Genomic DNA, 17312 nt, shown 5'->3' with positions numbered 1-17312 from the left:
GGATGACGCGGGTCACCGGGGTCTGCTGCAGCATGAACTCGCTGACCAGCGTGCCCCAGGCGCCGTAGCGCTCGGCGAAATCGGCCCGCCGCCAGGGAAGATCCCTCGCCTCCTGCCGGTACCAGTCCGCGAGCGCGTGCTGGAGGACGGCAGCGGTCGGCATCCCGCCAGCCTAGACGAGCTCCGGGCATCGATAGGCTTGACGGGTGGCATCGCACGGCATCCTCCTCGTCGACAAACCCGCAGGCCTGACCAGTCATGACGTGGTCGCGCGCGTGCGGCGCGCTTTCGGCACTCGCAAGGTCGGGCACGCCGGGACGCTCGACCCGATGGCGACCGGACTGCTGGTGATCGGCATCGAGGGCGCCACCCGGCTGCTGACGTACATCGTCGGCGCCGACAAGACGTACACCGCGACCATCCGCCTCGGCGCCCGGACGACCACGGACGACGCGGAGGGCGACACGGTCGACACCGCGGATGCCGAGGACTGGGCGTCCGTCGACGACGAGGCGGTCCTCGCCGGCATCCAGAACCTCACCGGCACGATCGCGCAGGTGCCCAGCTCGGTCTCCGCCATCAAGGTGGCGGGCAAGCGCGCCTACGACCTGGTGCGGGCGGGGGAGAGCGTCGAGCTGGCGGCCAGGCAGGTGACGGTCTCCCGGTTCGACGTGCTCTCGCAGCGCCGCACGGAGGGCTTCCTGGACCTGGAGGTGATCGTCGACTGCTCCTCGGGCACCTACATCCGCGCCCTCGCACGAGACCTCGGCGACGCGCTCGGCGTCGGCGGGCACCTGACCGCGCTGCGTCGCACCCGCGTCGGCGGTTTCGAGGTGACGGATGCCGTCGGCATCGACGCGCTCGAGGGGGCCGCGACCCTCACACCTGCGGCGGCCGCGACGCGCGTCATGCCCGCGCTCGAGGTCACCGCGGAGGAGGCGCGAGACCTCCGCCACGGCAAGCGACTCGCCGGGCAGCGCGACCGGCTCGGAGCCGCCGAGGTGGCGGCGATCGACCCGGACGGCATCCTCGTCGGCATCCTCGAGGCCCGCGGACACGACATCAAGAGCGCCATGAACATGCCGGAGGCGCAGGCATGATCCTATGGTTCACGATCGTGCAGATCGCGATCGCCTGCGCCTCCGGCCTCTTCTGCCTGATCGCAGGCCTCGCCGGGCGTCGCCCCAGCGACTACACGGTCGGCAGCCTGCTTCTGGTCGAGGTGCTGCTGATCGTGCAGGTCGTGATCGCGATCATCGCGCCGCTGGCCGGCAATCCACCCACCGGGGATCTGCTCGAGTACTGGGTGTACCTGATCGCGGCCGTCCTGCTCCCCGTCGGCGGCACCGCCTGGGCGCTGCTGGACCGCACCCGCTGGAGCACGGTCGTGCTCGGCGTCGTCGGCCTGTCGCTGGCGATCATGCTGTGGCGGATGCAGAGCATCTGGACCCTCCAGATCGGATGACCGCCCGCTGCGACCCGCCGCGGCTCGGGATGCCCGCGGCGGCATAGGATGGTGGATGCGATGTCCCACACCGATGCTCCGCCGCAGCCCGCTGACCCGATGAGCGAACACGGGCGCACCCGGATGACGGGTGTCGGGCGGGTTCTCGTGATCGTCTACGCCGTCATGGCGCTGGGCGCGACCGGGCGCAGCTTCGTGCAGATCGTGCGGCGCTTCGACGAGGCCCCGCTGGCGTACTCGCTCTCCGCCCTCGCCGCGGTCGTGTACATCCTGGCCACGCTCGCCCTGGTACTCGCGCATAAGCGCGGCTGGTACGCGGTCGCCTGGATCGCGATCCTGTTCGAGCTGACCGGCGTGGTGACCGTGGGCCTGCTGAGCCTGCTCGTGCCGACGCTGTTCGGCCATGACAGCGTGTGGTCGTACTTCGGCATGGGCTACGTCTTCATCCCGCTCGTGCTGCCGCTGTTCGGTCTGTGGTGGCTGCGCACGCATCGACCCCAGGAAGTCTCCGCATGATCGTCTTCCGAGACCCGTCCGAGGTCCCCGCCGACTTCGGCCCCAGCGTCGTCGCCATCGGCAAGTTCGACGGCGTGCACGTCGGCCACCGCGCGATCATCGAGCGGATGCGGGTGGATGCGGCGGCCGTCGGCGCCAAGACGGTCGCGGTGACCTTCGACCGGAACCCGCTCGAGATCCTGCGTCCGGAGCTGTGCCCCGAGAACGTCGTGGCCACCGACCGCAAGGTCCAGCTGCTGGCCGAGCTCGACCTGGACGCCACTCTCGTGCTCACGTTCGACAGGGCCCTGGCGTCACTCGCCGCCGAGGACTTCGTGCGCAGCATCCTGGTGGACGCGCTGCATGTGGTGACCGTGCTCGTCGGACGCGACTTCCGCTTCGGCCGCGGGGGCGCGGGCACGCCCGAGCTGCTGCGCGAGCTCGGGCCGACGTACGGCTTCACCGTCGACGTCATCGACGACGTGCATCCGGACGGCGAGCAGCGTCGTGTCTCCTCGACCTGGATCCGCGAGCTCCTCGCGGCGGGCGATGTCGTCGAGGCGGCGAAGGCGCTCGGGCGCCCGGTCGCCGTCACCGGCGAGGTCGTGCACGGGCTCAAGCGCGGACGGGAGCTCGGCTTCCCGACCGCGAACCTCTCCGAGCTCATCGACGCGCTCGCGCCCGCGGACGGTGTGTACGCCGGCTGGCTGGACGACCACGACACCGGCATCCGGCATCCCGCCGCGATCTCGGTGGGCACCAACCCGACCTTCGACGATGTCGACCGACGTCAGGTCGAGGCGCACGTGCTCGACGAGTCCGGCCTGGATCTGTACGGCCACCGGGTCACGGTGGAGTTCACCGATCACCTGCGCGGCATGGTCGCGTTCGAGGGCATGGATGCGCTGATCGCGCAGATCGCCGCCGACGTCAGCGAGGCGCGGACGCGACTCGGCCTGGGCTGAACCCCGCAGACGGCATCCGGATGCCGTAAACTGTCGCCTGGCACTCGAAGCCGCCGCTGCGCGCGCAGTCCGAGAGCCGCTCTCCGCACGGTCCTGGCTGGCGCCACACGCGGAACACAGTAGGAACCGAAGGCCTCTTCGGCACTTCGGCATTCACGCTCAGGAGGAGCATGCCGACCACGGCGACCGCCGCATCGCGGCGCAAGAAGACCTCTCGTCGAGACGAAGAGGCACCCCTCATCCCGATCCTCGCGCGCAAGGTCCGCGAGATCGAGGCGAAGGCCCAGCGATCCAAGCTCGGCCCCACGAACCGCGTCAAGTTCCAGGTGATCGCGTTCCTCGTGCGCGAGGAGCGCGCCAGGGTGAAGTCGGACGCCGAGCTCGGCGACTCCGCGCGCGCCGAGCTGCTCAAGCGCCTCGACGGCGTGGCGACGATCCTCGCCAAGACCGCGGCTCGCGACACGTCGCTGATCCAGCTGCTGGAGGCGGACCAGGCGACCTCCCCGGTCGCGAAGCGGATGCGGCGGGACTGGCTGCTCGAGTCGGGTGCCGAGCTCGCTCCGGAGGAGCTCGTCATCACCGACATCGCGCCGGTGCGCACCACCCAGGTCGTGCCGGCCGCCCTCGCCGAGAAGCAGGTCACCCCGCCCTCGGTCGAGTCGCGTCAGCTCGCGAACCCCTTCCTCGCGCCCGATCTCACGCCGCGCCCGGCCTCCGTGCCTCGGCGCCGCCTGGACGGCTGGGAGCTGATGGGCCCCCTGTACAAGGCCTTCGAGTCGGGTGCGGGTGGAAGCGCGGCCTCCATGGAGCTGCCGCCCCTGCCCGAGTACGACCACATCTCGCCCAAGGGGCGCGAGGTCATGGTCCACCAGTCGCGGTTCGTGGAGTCCGTGCGCGCTGGGCACCGCAGCTTCCTGCTGGCCGACGAGCCGGGCCTGGGCAAGACCGCGCAGTCGGTGCTCGCGGCATCCGTCGCCGACGCCTACCCGCTGCTCGTCGTCGTGCCCAACGTGGTGAAGATGAACTGGGCGCGCGAGGTGGAGCTGTGGACGCCGCAGCGCCGTGCGACCGTCATCCAGGGCGACGGCGACGACATCGACGCCTTCGCCGACGTGTTCATCGTGAACTACGAGATCCTCGACAGGCACCTGTCCTGGCTCGGCGCGATCGGCCTGAAGGGCATGGTCGTCGACGAGGCGCACTTCATCAAGAACCTGTCCTCGCAGCGGTCTCAGAACGTGCTCGCACTGGCATCCCGCATCCGCGAGCGCGAGCAGCATCCGCTCATGCTCGCGCTGACCGGAACCCCGCTGATCAACGACGTCGAGGACTTCGACGCGATCTGGCGGTTCCTGGGCTGGACCAACGGCGAGAAGCCCGAGCCGGTCCTGATGGAGAAGCTCGACGCCACCGGACTCACGCCGGCCGACAAGTCCTTCTACGCCGAGGCGCGCGAGGCCGTGATCTCGATGGGCATCGTGCGCCGCAAGAAGAAGGACGTCGCGGCCGACCTGCCGGACAAGCTCATCGCTGACCTTCCCGTCCAGCTGGACGACGAGTACGGTCGCAGCATCCGAGCCGCGGAGCGCGAGCTGGGGGAGCGGATGGCCGCCAAGTACCGCCGCATCGTCGAAGCGCGCGCGGCGGCCCATGGGCCGTCCGGCTCGCACGAGATCGACGACGACATCGTCCGTCTGGTCGCGCACAACGAGCTCGAGGAGTCGAAGGCTGCCGGCACCGGCGGGGACAACGTCTTCACGATGGTGCGGCGGATCGGTCAGGCCAAGGCGATGCTCGCTGCGGACTACGCCGCCCAGCTGCAGCGCTCGGTGGAGAAGGTCGTCTTCTTCGCCAAGCACATCGACGTCATGGATCAGGCCGAGGCGCATTTCGCGGCATCCGGCATCAAGGCGGTGTCGATCCGCGGCGATCAGTCCACCCCCGCACGTCAGCAGGCCATCGACGCCTTCAACAACGACCCCTCGGTGGGCATCGCGGTCTGTTCCCTCACCGCCGCCGGCGTGGGCGTGAACCTGCAGGTGGCCTCGAACGTCGTCCTGGCCGAGCTCAGCTGGACCGCGGCCGAGCAGACCCAGGCCATCGACCGGGTGCACCGCATCGGGCAGGACGAGCCGGTCACCGCGTGGCGGATCATCGCCGCGCACACGATCGACACGAAGATCGCCGAGCTCATCGACCAGAAGCAGGGGCTCGCCGCGCGCGCCCTGGACGGGGAGGCAGTGGAGGAGGTTCCGGGCGAATCCGTGCAGCTCGCGGCCCTCATGCACCTGCTGCGGGAGGCGCTCGGCGCGGCCTGATCGTCACATTCCCGAAGAGGGCGTTAAGAACACATGTTCTTGGCGCCCTCTTTCGTCGACATCGGCAGGTTTCGTGAAGATCTCATCGGATGCCTCGGATCCGACCTCAAGATTCTTGGTTTTCGCGCCTTCAGGAATGGCATCCGCGGTGCATCCCCACTAGGGTCGAGAACAGGCAACGTCGCCGGTTCCCCTCTCCTCCCGAAGCACGAAGGCAGCAGCATGAAGATCGGCATCCTCACCAGCGGCGGCGACTGCCCCGGACTCAACGCCGTCATCCGCGGCATCGTGCTCAAGGGCACCACCACGTACAACCTGGAATTCGTCGGCATCCGCGACGGCTGGCGCGGCGTCGTCGACGGCGACTTCTTCCCGCTCACCCGTCACGAGGTGAAGGGCCTGTCCAAGGTCGGCGGCACGATCCTCGGCACCAGCCGCACCAACCCCTACGAGGGCGTGCGCGGGGGAGCGGAGAACATCGCGAAGACCCTGGCCGCTCACGGCATCGACGGCATCGTCGCGATCGGCGGAGAGGGTACGCTCGCCGCCGCGGACCGGCTCTCGAAGGACGGCATCAACGTGCTCGGCGTGCCGAAGACGATCGACAACGACCTGCGGGCGACGGACTACTCGTTCGGCTTCGACACCGCCGTGAACATCGCCACCGACGCCATGGACCGGCTCCGCACCACGGGCGACTCCCACCAGCGCTGCATGGTCGCCGAGGTGATGGGCCGGCACGTCGGGTGGATCGCGCTGCACGCCGGAATGGCGGCGGGCGCGCATGTCATCTGCATCCCCGAGGTGCCGATGTCGATCGACGAGATCTGCGCGCTCGTCACGCGCGCCTTCGACCGCGGTCGCGCGCCGCTGGTCGTCGTCTCCGAGGGCTTCAAGCTGAGCGGCATGGACGAGGCGTACAGCGACAAGGGCCTCGACGCGTTCAACCGTCCGCGGCTGGGAGGCATCAGCGAGATCCTGGCGCCGGAGATCGAGCGGATCACCGGCATCGAGACCCGCTCGACCGTGCTCGGTCACATCCAGCGCGGAGGCTCGCCGTCGGGCTTCGACCGCGTGCTCGCGACTCGCCTCGGCCTCAACGCGGCCGATGCGCTCGTGGAGGAGTGCTGGGGTCAGATGGTCGCCATGCGCGGCACCGACATCGTGCGGGTGCCGTTCGAAGAGGCGCTCGGCGAGCTGAACACCGTGCCGCTCAGCCGCTACGAAGAGGCCTCCGCGCTGTTCGGCTGACCCGGCGGCCGGGCCGGGCGGTTCAGTCCGCCAGGCCCAGCACGTCCAGCATCCAGGCGAGCTCGAACGCGCGCTCGCGCCAGGCGTTGTACCGGCCGCTCACGCCGCCGTGGCCGGCCGACATCTCGCATTTCATGATCACGTCGGCGGCACCCGCATGGCGCAGCGCCTGCACCCACTTCGCCGGCTCGACGTACAGCACGCGGGTGTCGTTGAGCGAAGTCATCGCGAGGATGCGCGGATAGGCCGAGGCATCGGTCGCGATGTTCTCGTACGGCGTGTACGACTTCATGTACGCGTACACCTCGGGGTCGTGCAGGGGGTCGCCCCACTCGTCCCACTCGATCACGGTGAGCGGCAGCGACGGGTCGAGGATCGTGGTCAGCGCGTCGACGAACGGCACGGCGGCGAGGATGCCGGCGAACAGCTCCGGGGCGAGGTTCGCGACCGCGCCCATCAGCAGCCCGCCCGCGCTGCCGCCCTCTGCGACCATCCGCTCCGGGCTGGCCACCCCGGTCTCGACCAGGTGACGGCCGGCGGCGACGAAATCGGTGAAGGTGTTGCGCTTGGTCAGCTCCTTGCCGTCCTCGTACCAGTGCCGGCCCATCTCGCCGCCGCCGCGGACGTGCGCGACGGCGAAGATCACGCCGCGGTCCATCATCGACAGGCGCATCGTCGAGAAGCCGGGGTCGATCGAGTGCTCGTACGACCCGTAGCCGTACAGGTGCACGGGGCGCACCTCGGCGCCGGGCTCGCCGAACGACCGCTTCCACACCAGGGAGATCGGCACCTGGGCGCCGTCGGGCGCGGTGGCACACACACGCTGCTGGCCGTAGTCCGACGAGTCGTAGCCGCCCAGCACCGGCATCTGCTTGCGCACGTGCTTCTCACCGGTCGCGAGCTCCAGCTCCAGCACGGTCGATGGCGTCACGAACGAGGTGTAGCCCATCCGCAGGAACGGGGCGTCCCACTCGGGGTTGCCGGAGAAGTACGTCTCGTAGAGCGGCTCGTCGAACTCCACGGCGTCGAGCGCGTCGGTGCGGTAGTCCAGCAGCGCTGCACGCGGCATGCCCTCGGTGCGGTACTCGACGGTCGCGAAGTCGCGGAAGCAGTCCACGTCGAGCAGCCGCCGGCCCGGAGTGTGGGGGAGGATCACACGGCGCTCGCCCTGCGGGTCGGATGCCGCGACCGAGACGAGCTCGAAGTCGAGGGCACCCTCGTTGTGCAGGATGAACAGGCGGTCCTCGCCGTCGACGACGGCGTGATCCACGGAGTACTCCACGCCTTCCACGCGGGGCCAGACGGGCTGCGGTGTGGCGGTCAGATCGGTCAGGTCGAGCAGCAGCTCCTCGCTGGTGATCTTCGAGCCCAGTCCGATGACGAGGTACTTCTTGCTGCGGGTGATTCCCGCGCCCAGCCAGTAGCGCTCGTCCGGCTCGTGGAACAGCTTCATGTCGTCGGCGACCGGGGTGCCGATGCGATGCAGCCACAGGGTGTCCGGCCTCCAGGCCTCATCGCGGGTCGTGTAGACGACGGAGAGACCGTCCGGGGTGAAGAACGCCTGACCGGTGCCGGGGATCTCGTCCGCGAGTCGCTCGCCCGTCACGAGGTCGCGGACGTGGGCGGTGTACAGCTCGTCGCCCTCGAAGTCCACCGACCACAGCATCCGCGTGCCGTCGTCGGAGAGGTCGAACGCGCCCATCGAGAAGAACTCGTGCCCCTCGGCCTCGACGTTGCCGTCCAGCAGCACCTGCTCGCCGGGAACGGCCACACCCGGCTCGAGCACCGGGGGAGTCCAGTCATCAGGACCGGAGATCGCGGTCCGGCACTGGATGCCGTACTGCGCGCCCTCCTCGGTGCGGCCGTAGTACCACCAGTCGCCCCGACGGGTCGGCACGGAGAGGTCGGTCTCGAGGGTGCGCGACTTCACCTCCTGGAAGATCTCGTCGCGAAGTCCGCTCAGGTGCGCGGTGCGGGCGTCCGTGTACGCGTTCTCCGCCTCGAGGTGCGCCACGACCTCGGCGTCCTCCTTGGCGCGCAGCCATTCGTACGGGTCCTCGAAGGTGTCGCCGTGGTGGGTGCGGGCGACGGGACGGCGGTCTGCGACGGGCGGTTGGATGCTGAGTTCACTCACGGGTCCACGCTATCGGAGCAGCCCCACCCCGGGCGCGCCGGCCATGGCGCTGGAGGGGGTGCGAAGTTGACCGAGGCGGGGGAGGATGGGAGGATTCTCGCGGGCCCGTATACGGAACATGAACCCACGGTGAACTCTTCGTTCGTCACGCCGACACCGGCATCCCCTCCTGACAGTCCCAACGAAAGAGAACGGTGGAAACCGCAGCCCTCGTCGTCGTGCTGGTCATCGCACTGGCACTCTTCTTCGATTTCACCAACGGATTCCACGACACGGCGAACGCGATGGCGACGCCGATCGCGACCGGAGCCCTCAAGCCCAAGACCGCGGTGCTGCTGGCCGCTCTGCTGAACCTCGTCGGCGCGTTCCTGTCGACCGAGGTGTCCAAGACGGTCTCCGGCGGCATCATCAACGAGTCGGCGGTCGGCCACACGCTGCTGCCGGAGCTGATCTTCGCCGGCCTGATCGGCGCGATCACCTGGAACATGCTCACCTGGCTGCTCGGGCTGCCGTCCAGCTCCTCGCACGCCCTGTTCGGCGGCCTGATCGGCGCCACGATCGTCGGCTTCAGCGCGAGCGGCATCAACTTCGGCGTCGTGCTCTCCAAGGTCATCCTGCCGGCGCTCATCGCGCCGATCACCGCAGGCGTCATCGCGTACGTGGCGACCAAGGTGGCCTACGGACTGACCCGCCGCTACGACGGCAAGCCCGACGGCCGCTCCGGCTTCCGGTGGGGGCAGATCTTCACGTCATCCATGGTCGCGCTCTCGCACGGCACCAACGACGCCCAGAAGACCATGGGCGTGATCACCCTCGCCCTCATCACCGTCGGCTGGCAGAGCGGCGACCCGAGCAGCCCCGAGTACCACAACCCCGAGTTCTGGGTGATCGTCGCCTGCGCGGGAACCATCGCGCTGGGCACGTACCTCGGCGGCTGGCGCATCATCCGCACCCTGGGCAAGGGCCTCACCGAGGTGAAGCCCGCTCAGGGCTTCGCAGCAGAGAGCTCGACCGCTGCCACGATCCTCGCCTCCAGCGCGTTCGGCTTCGCGCTGTCCACCACGCAGGTCGCCTCCGGCTCGGTCATCGGTTCTGGCCTGGGACGCCGCGGCTCCACGGTGCGCTGGCGCACCGCAGGGCGCATCGCGTTGGGCTGGCTGCTCACGCTCCCGGCGGCGGGCCTCGTCGGCGCTCTGGCGGCGGTCATGGTGCGCTGGCTCGGTGGCTGGGGTGTCGCGATCGACGCCGTGCTCGCCGTGGTGATCATCGTCGGGCTGTTCCTGCGCTCACGGCGCAACGCCGTGACCCACGCCAACGCGATGAGCGACGTGGCCGAGTCCGGTCACGCCGTCGAGCTCCCCGAGGTGCCCGGCCCCACCCGTCGCACCAGCCGCATCGAGCTGATGCGCGCGCTCGAGCGGGCCGAGCGCAAGGCCGATGAGGCCGAGCGCGCGGCCAAGAGGGCCAAGAAGCTCAAGAAGTCCGGTGGCACGCCCAGCGAGGTCAAGGCCGCGCGCAAGGCCGCCGAGCGCGCCGCCCAGAAGTACGCCGAGGCCGAGAAGGCCGCCGCGGCCTGGGAGGAGCTCAGCGCCAGCCGCCGTGCTCGCGCGAAGCTCGCCGAGTGGGACCTCGGCGTCGACGATCAGGAGGGCGCCCGATGAGTGTCGAGATCGACTGGATGGCCTTCCTCAGCGTCTTCGCCGCAGCCCTGATCGGCGCGGTCGCCATCGTCGCGTTCTACGCGCTGGGCCTGCGGATGCTGGTTCGCGCCGGGCGTGTACCGGTGGTGACCCCTGCGGAGTTCACGGACGCCATCACAGTGCTCTCCGAGAAGGACATCAAGCGGGCGGCCAAGCAGGCGGAGAAGGCGGCGCGGAAGAGCCCGCTCACCGAAGGCCAGAAGACCCTCGCGTTCGTCGCGGCGCTCGGATGCTTCGCGCTGTGCGCCGCCGCGGTGATCGGCGGCATCCTGCTCATCGTCCTGGGCGGCGGGCACTGAGGATCCGCACTCGGATGACGCGGACGTCGGCGGGCGACCCTATGCTGGGCGCATGATCGACACACCGGTGTTCGGACGCCATCAGCCGCCGTCGCACACGATCATCCACCTGAGCGACCCGCATTTCGTCGCAGGGGGAGCCCGGCACTCCGGCGGCGCCGACAGTGACGGGAACCTCGCGCACACGCTCGACACGATCCGGCGGGTCGATCAGCATCCGTCGGCGATCGTCGTCACGGGCGACCTGACCGACTTCGGCGAACCGGACGCGTACCGGCGCATCCGCGCGGCGATCGAACCCGTCGCCGCCGAACTCGGATGCCCGATCGTGTGGGTCGCGGGAAACCACGACGAGCGACCCGCGCTGCGCGCGGAGCTGCTCGACGAGCCCGCGAGCGAGGAGCCCGTCACGGGCGTCTGGGACCTCGACGGACTGCGCCTGATCGCGCTGGACAGCAGCGTCCCCGGCTGGCACCACGGCGACATCGACGCCGCGCAGCGTGACTGGCTCGCGGGAGTGCTGGCCGAACCCGCCCCGCACGGCACGCTGCTCGCCCTGCACCATCCGCCGCTGCCCGCCCACGTGCCGCTGTTCGACATCCTCGAGCTGCAGCATCAGGACGAGCTCGCCGACGTCATCCGCGGCACGGACGTGCGGGGCATCCTCGCAGGCCACCTGCACTACTCGTGCTCGGGCACGTTCGCGGGAGTCCCCGTGAGCGTCGCGTCCTCGACCTGCTACACGATGAACCTGGGGCGGCCCGCCGCCGAGGTGAACGGTATGGATGCCGCGCAGGCCTTCCAGCTCGTGCATGTGCGACCCGACGTCATCACGCACACCGTCGTCCCGGTCGCGGAGGCGCCCACCGGCGACTACTTCAGCGAGGAGTGGGTCCGCGGGATGGCCACGCTGTCGCCGGAGGGCCGGCTCGAGGCCTTCTCGCGCAAGCCGCCTGCCGCCCGGGCATAGAATTGATGCATCCCCCGCATCCCATCCGCCACCACCCACAAGGAAGTGACATGGCTGCTGACGCGCCTGCCCTGACCCGTACTGAGACCGACTCGATCGGAAGCCTGGAGATCCCCGCCGACGCCTACTACGGCGTGCACACGCTGCGGGCTGAGCAGAACTTCCCGATCACCAAGCGCCCGATCTCGGTGTACCCCGATCTGATCCGCGGCCTGGCGATGGTGAAGCAGGCCTCGGCCCGGGCCAACAAGGAGATCGGCGTTCTCGACGCCGAGCGTGCGGACCTGATCGACGCGGCCTCGCAGCGCATCATCGACGGGGAGTTCCACGACCAGTTCGTCGTCGGCGTCATCCAGGGCGGTGCGGGCACGTCGACCAACATGAACGCGAACGAGGTCATCACCAATGTCGCGCTCGAGATGGCCGGCCGCGAGAAGGGCGACTACGCCTACCTCTCGCCGATCGACCACACCAACCGCAGCCAGTCCACCAACGACGTCTACCCGACCGCCGTCAAGATCGGCCTGTCGCTGAACCTGCGCTCGCTGCTCGACGAGCTTGACCTGCTGCGCCAGTCGTTCCTGGGCAAGGCATCCGAGTTCCACGACGTGCTCAAGGTCGGCCGCACTCAGCTTCAGGACGCCGTGCCGATGACGCTCGGCCAGGAGTTCCATGGCTTCGCGACGACGCTCGGCGAGGACCACAGCCGTCTCACCGAGAATGCCTCGCTGATGTTCGAGATCAACATGGGCGCCACGGCGATCGGCACCGGCATCACCACGCACGCCGGTTACGCGCCCGCCGTGCTCAAGCACCTGCGCGAGATCACCGGGCTGGACCTGCAGACCGCGGGCGACCTCGTCGAGGCCACCAGCGACACCGGTTCGTTCATGTCGTTCTCCTCGTCGCTCAAGCGCAACGCGATCAAGCTCTCCAAGATCTGCAACGACCTGCGTCTGCTCTCCTCCGGCCCGCAGGCCGGCCTCGGTGAGATCAACCTTCCCGCCATGCAGGCCGGCTCCAGCATCATGCCGGGCAAGGTCAACCCGGTCATCCCGGAGGCCGTCAACCAGGTGGCTTTCGCCGTCGCCGGCGCCGACGTCACCGTGACCATGGCGGCCGAGGGCGGGCAGCTCCAGCTGAACGCCTTCGAGCCGGTCATCGCGCACTCGATCTTCCAGTCCATCACCTGGATGCGTCAGGCGATGTGGACCCTCCGCGTCAACTGCGTCGACGGCATCACCGCGAACCGCGAGCGCCTGGGCGCGATGGTGGGCGCATCCGTCGGCGTCGTCACCGCACTGACCCCGTTCATCGGCTACGCGGCATCCGCCGCCCTCGCGAAGACCGCGCTGCTGACCAACCGCAACATCGCCGACCTCGTCGTCGAGGCCGGTCTGATGACGCGCGAAGAGGTCATGAAGCAGATCTCGCCGGCTCGCCTCTCGGGCCTCGAGACCGTCACCTCGGCCATCCCGGTGATCGCCGCGGAGGATCTGCCGGAGAACTGATCCCGGAATGCGGAAGAGGCGGATGCTGAACAGCATCCGCCTCTTCTTCGTCTGAGCCCGCGCCCGGTCAGTCCAGGATGCGGCAGTGCGTGGTGAGCTCGCCGATCCCCTCGATGCCGACCGTGACGGTGGAGCGGTCGCGCAGGAAGATCTGCGGATCGCGGGAGTAGCCGGCGCCGCCGGGGCTGCCGGTGGAGATCAGCGTCCCGGGGAGCAGTGTGACCGACGAGGACAGGTGCGCGACCAGAGTCGCGACGGTGCGCACCATCTGCCCTGTGGACGCATCCTGCACGGTGTGACCGTCGACGACGGTCCAGATGTGCAGCGCCTGAGGATCGGGGATCTCGTCGGCGGTCACCACGACGGGGCCGGTGGGGGTGAAGCCGTCGAAGGACTTGCAGCGGCACCACTGGGCCTCGGCGAACTGGATGTCGCGCGCCGTGATGTCGTTGACCACCGTGTAGCCCCAGACCGTGCTCAGCGCGTGCTCCTCGGATACGTCCTTGGCGGGCTGCCCGATGATGACGCCCAGCTCGGCCTCGTAGTCGACCGACTCGCTGAGCGTGCGCGGCCACGAGGTCGTCTGGCCGTGTCCCGCCAGCGAATTCGGCCACAGGGTGAAGACGGTGGGAGCGGTGTCGGTCTTGAGGCCCAGCTCGCTGGAGTGCGCGGAGTAGTTCAGGCCGACCGCGAGGATCGCGGGCGGGTCGACGACCGCGGACCCGAAGGAGAACCCGTTGAGCGGATGCCGCGGAGCGGCGCCCGCCGCCACCGCGGTGCGCAGCGCCTCGAGCATCTCGTCACCGCCCACGATGAGTTCCTGCAGGGTCTTCGGGCCGGGGGAGAGGAGGTCGCTGACCAGGATCGCCTCGTCGCCGTCGATGACGGCGAGCTGGAGGGATTCCGAGTCGCGAGCGCTCAGATGGGCAAAACGCATGCCTCTACGCTACCGGCCAGGATGCCCCCGTCGGCTGAGGCTCCCTCTAGGCTTTGCTCATGAGCTTTGGAGGACAGCCCCCGGCCTACCAGCCGCCGCCCCCGTCGGGCCAGCCGGTGCCCGAAGGGCAGCAGCCCGCGTACGGTCAGCCGCCGACCCCCGTGTACGGTCAGCCGCCCGCACCCGTGTACGGCCAGGGACAGCCCCCGTACGGTCAGCCTCCCACTCCCGCTCAGCCTCCCACTCCCGCTCAGCCTCCCGCTCCCGCTCAGCCGTACCCCTCCGCTCCCGCGTACGGCCAGCCGCCCGCTCCCGCGTACGGTCAGCAGGCGCAGCACCTGGCGCCCCAGGCGCCGGTCGCGGACGCCTACGCGGCGACGGCATCAGCCGCGCCCGCGATCGGCTACGGCCAGCCTCAGCAGCTGGCACCGCAGCCGTCGGCCGCAGCAGCGTACGCGCCGCCGGCTCCGCTCTCGCCCGCCCCGGTCGCCGGTGTGCCGGCGCTGCCGATGCCGGTGCGCAAGGGGCGCTCGGTCTCGGTGTGGGCGTTCGGTGTGCTGGGCTTCGTGATGCTCGCGCTGGTCGCCTACTTCGCGATGTTCCTCGGCACGGGCGCCTCGGTCGTCGGCCTGATCCTCGCCTTCGTCCCCCTCGGCATCGTGCTGTTCGGGGTGTACCTCATCGACCGCTGGGAGCCGGAGCCGAAGAGCCTGGTGATCTTCGCGCTGGCCTGGGGCGCGATCGCGGCGATCGGCATCGCGCTGCTGTTCGACCTGCTCCTGACCCTCGCAGCCGGCCGCCCGGACGACTTCTTCTCCGCGGTGATCCAGGCCCCGCTGATCGAGGAGATCGGCAAGGGGCTCGGGGTCTTCCTGATCTACGTCATCGGACGCCGGGCGTTCGACGGCCCGGTCGACGGCGTCGTCTACGGCGCGCTGGTGGGTGCGGGATTCGCGTTCACCGAGAACATCCAGTACTTCGGTGTCAGCCTCGTCAACGGCGGCGCCGGTGAGCTGACCATCACCTTCATCCTCCGCGGCCTTCTCTCGCCGTTCGCCCACGCCATGTTCACTGCCCTCACGGGCTTCGCCATCGGGCTCGCGGCACGCCGCGGGGCGACCGTCGCGGGTGCACTCGGCGCCGGGGCGCTGGGACTGCTCGGTGCGATGGCGCTGCACGCCTTCTGGAACGGCTCGTCGATGCTGGGCGACTTCTTCACGCTCTACCTCACAGCGCAGATCCCGCTGTTCCTCGGCTTCATCTTCGCGATCGTCGCTCTCCGGCGGGCGGAGGCCCGCCTCACGCAGCGACGGCTCGAGGACTACGCCGCAGCAGGCTGGTTCACGAAGGAGGAGGTCGTCATGCTGGCGACCCCCGCCGGACGCAAGGCCGGGATGCAGTGGGCGCGCGGACTGCGCGGGGACCGCCGCAAGCTGATGCGCTCGTTCATCAAGGACGCCACGGAGCTGGCGGCTGTCCGTCAGCGGGCGATCAACGGGCACGACGCCTATGCCGCTGCGGACGAGCAGTCGCTTCTGGCACGCACCAGGGCGACCCGCGCGCACCTGCTGGCGTACTGAGCGGACACCGCTCCGAACAGCACTCAGCGCCCGGTGCTGCGGCGATGCCTGCTAGTCTCCCGGGAGCTGAGTTGGCCTGATCTCAGGATGCATGAGGGCAGGCGGCCTGTCAAGAGGTCGCTGCGTCTTCGCGGTCTCCGAGGATGTTCTGCGCGAGCAGCGAGCGCACCTGCTCGGGAGTGAGGTCCGTGCGCCGCAGCGCGGCGAGCTTGCCGAGTGCGGTCTCGGGTGTCATGTCGCCGCCCGCGACGGCGCCTGCATCGGCGAGCAGCGACCCGACCGCGTAGCGCCCGAGGTCGACGGGACCGTCGGCGCACTGCGTGATGGCCAGCACGATGCTGCCGCCGTCGACGCCCGCGCGCACGGCCTCGGTCAGTCCGCCGGACGTCATCGGCGCGGTGCCCGCGCCATAGCACTCCAGCACGACGCCCGCCGGGCATTCGGCCAGCGCCGCCGCCAGCTGACCGCCGGTCAGGCCCGGCGACACCTTCACGAGTCCGATCCGAGGCGCGTCGCGCCCCGCGGACCGGGTGAGCGCGGCGGTCAGCTCGGGCGGCGTGCCGGAGCTCCCGGGGGCGAGTGGTCGAGGGGCGGCGAAGGCGTCCAGGCTTCGGCTGGAGCGCTTCGTCGCGCGCACCGCGGGAAGCAGCCGCCCGCCGAAGGCGATCCAAGTGCCCGCAGGCGTCCCCTCGGATGCGGCGGCGAACGCCTGCGCGAAGTTGTCCGGCGCATCGCTCCCCGGCATGCCCAGGGGCACCTGCGCACCTGTGAACACCACGGGGACGTCGATGTCCGCCAGCGCGAAAGCCGCGAAGGCCGCGCTGTAGGCCATGGTGTCCGTGCCGTGGATCACGACGACCCCGACCGGATGCTGCGCTTCCACGATCTCGAGGATGCCGTCGGCGAGCTCAGCCATGCTGCCCGGCTGGAGCTCTGCGCTGTCGATGGCCCGGGCCGTCGTCTCGTACGTCCACGTCGGCGCGGTCTCGCCGCTGTGCGATCGCGTGACGAGGCTCTCGATCTGCTCCCGCAGGTGCGGATCCGGCGCCAGACCACGAGGGGTCGCCGTCATCCCGAACGTGCCGCCGGTGTAGAGCACGGCGACCGGTCGCGCTCCGTCGTATCTGGTCATGGAGCACTCCCCGGGGCCTTGCTGATGACCCCGCAATCCTATTCCGAGAGTCGTCGAGGGCGGGCGGCACTGTTCGCTCTCGGCACGCGCGGCGGCGTTGACCGGGGTGCGCGGCTCGGGTTTGATGGAACCATGACAGATCGCACCAAGCCCGAGTTCGACGCACCGACCGGACCCGCACCCACCGAGCTCGTCATCCGCGACATCATCGTCGGCGACGGCGATGAGGCGAAGCCCGGCGACACCGTCACCGTGCATTACGCCGGCGTCGAGCACGACTCCGGTGAGGAGTTCGACTCCTCGTGGGGCCGCGGCGAGACCATCCAGTTCCCGTTGCGCGGCCTGATCCAGGGCTGGCAGGAGGGCATTCCCGGCATGAAGGTCGGCGGTCGCCGTGAGCTGACCATCCCGCCGCACCTCGCGTACGGTCCTGCCGGCGCAGGCCACTTCCTCTCCGGGAAGACTCTCATCTTCATCATCGACCTGGTCGCCGTCGGCTGACCCTGGGAGTCCCGTCAGCCCTCGGCATCGACCTGGTCGCCGTCGGCTGACCCT

15 protein-coding genes and 1 pseudogene are annotated in these 17312 nt (G+C 69.8%); 12 read left to right on the top strand and 4 right to left on the bottom strand.

Annotated elements, in window-relative coordinates; genetic code table 11:
• A pseudogene (locus tag BGN97_RS02775) lies at positions 1-124 on the bottom strand (A/G-specific adenine glycosylase); the annotation flags it as partial.
• An 82-nt stretch (positions 125-206) separates the two neighbouring features.
• Here BGN97_RS02775 and truB point away from each other — a divergent pair.
• The 6 genes from truB (at position 207) to BGN97_RS02745 (ending at position 6494) form a co-directional block, all read left to right on the top strand.
• A complete protein-coding gene (truB, locus tag BGN97_RS02770; protein WP_292697831.1) occupies positions 207-1100 on the top strand; it encodes a tRNA pseudouridine(55) synthase TruB in 894 nt (297 codons plus the stop codon).
• Positions 1097-1465 (top strand): hypothetical protein, encoded by a 369-nt coding sequence (locus BGN97_RS02765; RefSeq protein WP_292697829.1) that lies wholly within the window; start codon positions 1097-1099, stop codon positions 1463-1465. The genes truB and BGN97_RS02765 overlap by 4 nt, the downstream gene beginning before the upstream one ends.
• 123 nt (positions 1466-1588) lie before the next feature.
• Positions 1589-1981, top strand: a complete 393-nt coding sequence (locus BGN97_RS02760) for a hypothetical protein (protein ID WP_292697915.1) — start codon at positions 1589-1591, stop codon at positions 1979-1981.
• The gene (locus tag BGN97_RS02755; protein WP_292697827.1) at positions 1978-2925 is read left to right on the top strand and encodes a bifunctional riboflavin kinase/FAD synthetase; all 948 of its coding nucleotides are present in this window, start codon (positions 1978-1980) and stop codon (positions 2923-2925) included. Before BGN97_RS02760 ends, BGN97_RS02755 begins: the two co-directional genes overlap by 4 nt.
• A gap of 170 nt (positions 2926-3095) precedes the next feature.
• A complete protein-coding gene (locus BGN97_RS02750; RefSeq protein ID WP_292697825.1) occupies positions 3096-5243 on the top strand; it encodes a DEAD/DEAH box helicase in 2148 nt (715 codons plus the stop codon).
• A gap of 222 nt (positions 5244-5465) precedes the next feature.
• A complete protein-coding gene (locus BGN97_RS02745; RefSeq protein ID WP_292697823.1) occupies positions 5466-6494 on the top strand; it encodes a 6-phosphofructokinase in 1029 nt (342 codons plus the stop codon).
• 22 nt (positions 6495-6516) lie between these two features.
• On the opposite strand, the gene BGN97_RS02740 is transcribed toward BGN97_RS02745, so the two are convergent.
• Positions 6517-8628, bottom strand: a complete 2112-nt coding sequence (locus tag BGN97_RS02740; protein ID WP_292697821.1) for a S9 family peptidase — start codon at positions 8626-8628, stop codon at positions 6517-6519.
• A 194-nt stretch (positions 8629-8822) separates the two neighbouring features.
• Between BGN97_RS02740 and BGN97_RS02735 the strand changes: the two genes are divergently transcribed.
• Genes BGN97_RS02735 through BGN97_RS02720 form a run of 4 tightly spaced genes read left to right on the top strand, consistent with a single transcriptional unit; the run spans position 8823 to position 13108 of the window.
• Positions 8823-10289, top strand: coding sequence for an inorganic phosphate transporter (locus tag BGN97_RS02735; RefSeq protein WP_292697819.1), 1467 nt, complete (start codon positions 8823-8825; stop codon positions 10287-10289).
• Positions 10286-10627 carry a peptidase gene (locus tag BGN97_RS02730; protein ID WP_292697817.1) on the top strand — a complete coding sequence of 114 codons (342 nt, stop codon included), beginning with the start codon at positions 10286-10288 and terminating at the stop codon, positions 10625-10627. The genes BGN97_RS02735 and BGN97_RS02730 overlap by 4 nt, the downstream gene beginning before the upstream one ends.
• Positions 10628-10679: 52 nt before the next feature.
• Positions 10680-11597: a phosphodiesterase gene (locus BGN97_RS02725; RefSeq protein WP_292697816.1), complete on the top strand. Its 918-nt coding sequence runs from the start codon at positions 10680-10682 to the stop codon at positions 11595-11597.
• Positions 11598-11647: 50 nt separating this feature from the next.
• Positions 11648-13108, top strand: a complete 1461-nt coding sequence (locus tag BGN97_RS02720; protein ID WP_292697815.1) for an aspartate ammonia-lyase — start codon at positions 11648-11650, stop codon at positions 13106-13108.
• A 67-nt stretch (positions 13109-13175) separates the two neighbouring features.
• Here the strand turns inward: BGN97_RS02720 and BGN97_RS02715 are convergent, their stop codons facing one another.
• Positions 13176-14045 (bottom strand): fumarylacetoacetate hydrolase family protein, encoded by an 870-nt coding sequence (locus BGN97_RS02715; RefSeq protein WP_292697814.1) that lies wholly within the window; start codon positions 14043-14045, stop codon positions 13176-13178.
• A gap of 59 nt (positions 14046-14104) precedes the next feature.
• Between BGN97_RS02715 and BGN97_RS02710 the strand changes: the two genes are divergently transcribed.
• Positions 14105-15625: a PrsW family glutamic-type intramembrane protease gene (locus tag BGN97_RS02710; protein WP_292697812.1), complete on the top strand. Its 1521-nt coding sequence runs from the start codon at positions 14105-14107 to the stop codon at positions 15623-15625.
• Between the two features lie 109 nt (positions 15626-15734).
• Here the strand turns inward: BGN97_RS02710 and BGN97_RS02705 are convergent, their stop codons facing one another.
• Complete coding sequence (locus BGN97_RS02705) at positions 15735-16757, bottom strand: asparaginase (RefSeq protein WP_292697810.1); 1023 nt, start codon at positions 16755-16757, stop codon at positions 15735-15737.
• A 132-nt stretch (positions 16758-16889) separates the two neighbouring features.
• On the opposite strand from BGN97_RS02705, the gene BGN97_RS02700 reads away from it, so the two are divergent.
• Entirely contained in the window at positions 16890-17258 is a 369-nt protein-coding gene (locus BGN97_RS02700; RefSeq protein WP_285633152.1) for an FKBP-type peptidyl-prolyl cis-trans isomerase, read from the top strand.
• Positions 17259-17312 lie beyond the last annotated feature (54 nt).

This window comes from Microbacterium sp. 69-10 (assembly GCF_001897945.1).
GTDB lineage: Bacteria > Actinomycetota > Actinomycetes > Actinomycetales > Microbacteriaceae > Microbacterium.
The sequence above is the reverse complement of the archived record's forward strand: the minus strand, read 5'-3'. Positions and strand labels throughout refer to the sequence as shown.

What these genes read in the sequence shown, in the direction of transcription:
- BGN97_RS02750 (WP_292697825.1), top strand. Translation starts at nt 3,096, where the DNA reads ATGCCGACCACGGCGACCGCCGCATCGCGGCGCAAGAAGACCTCTCGT.
- BGN97_RS02730 (WP_292697817.1), top strand. Translation starts at nt 10,286, where the DNA reads ATGAGTGTCGAGATCGACTGGATGGCCTTCCTCAGCGTCTTCGCCGCA.
- BGN97_RS02760 (WP_292697915.1), top strand. Translation starts at nt 1,589, where the DNA reads ATGACGGGTGTCGGGCGGGTTCTCGTGATCGTCTACGCCGTCATGGCG.
- BGN97_RS02755 (WP_292697827.1), top strand. Translation starts at nt 1,978, where the DNA reads ATGATCGTCTTCCGAGACCCGTCCGAGGTCCCCGCCGACTTCGGCCCC.
- BGN97_RS02715 (WP_292697814.1), bottom strand. Translation starts at nt 14,045, where the DNA reads ATGCGTTTTGCCCATCTGAGCGCTCGCGACTCGGAATCCCTCCAGCTC.
- BGN97_RS02700 (WP_285633152.1), top strand. Translation starts at nt 16,890, where the DNA reads ATGACAGATCGCACCAAGCCCGAGTTCGACGCACCGACCGGACCCGCA.
- BGN97_RS02745 (WP_292697823.1), top strand. Translation starts at nt 5,466, where the DNA reads ATGAAGATCGGCATCCTCACCAGCGGCGGCGACTGCCCCGGACTCAAC.
- BGN97_RS02705 (WP_292697810.1), bottom strand. Translation starts at nt 16,757, where the DNA reads ATGACCAGATACGACGGAGCGCGACCGGTCGCCGTGCTCTACACCGGC.
- BGN97_RS02710 (WP_292697812.1), top strand. Translation starts at nt 14,105, where the DNA reads ATGAGCTTTGGAGGACAGCCCCCGGCCTACCAGCCGCCGCCCCCGTCG.
- BGN97_RS02720 (WP_292697815.1), top strand. Translation starts at nt 11,648, where the DNA reads ATGGCTGCTGACGCGCCTGCCCTGACCCGTACTGAGACCGACTCGATC.
- BGN97_RS02725 (WP_292697816.1), top strand. Translation starts at nt 10,680, where the DNA reads ATGATCGACACACCGGTGTTCGGACGCCATCAGCCGCCGTCGCACACG.
- BGN97_RS02765 (WP_292697829.1), top strand. Translation starts at nt 1,097, where the DNA reads ATGATCCTATGGTTCACGATCGTGCAGATCGCGATCGCCTGCGCCTCC.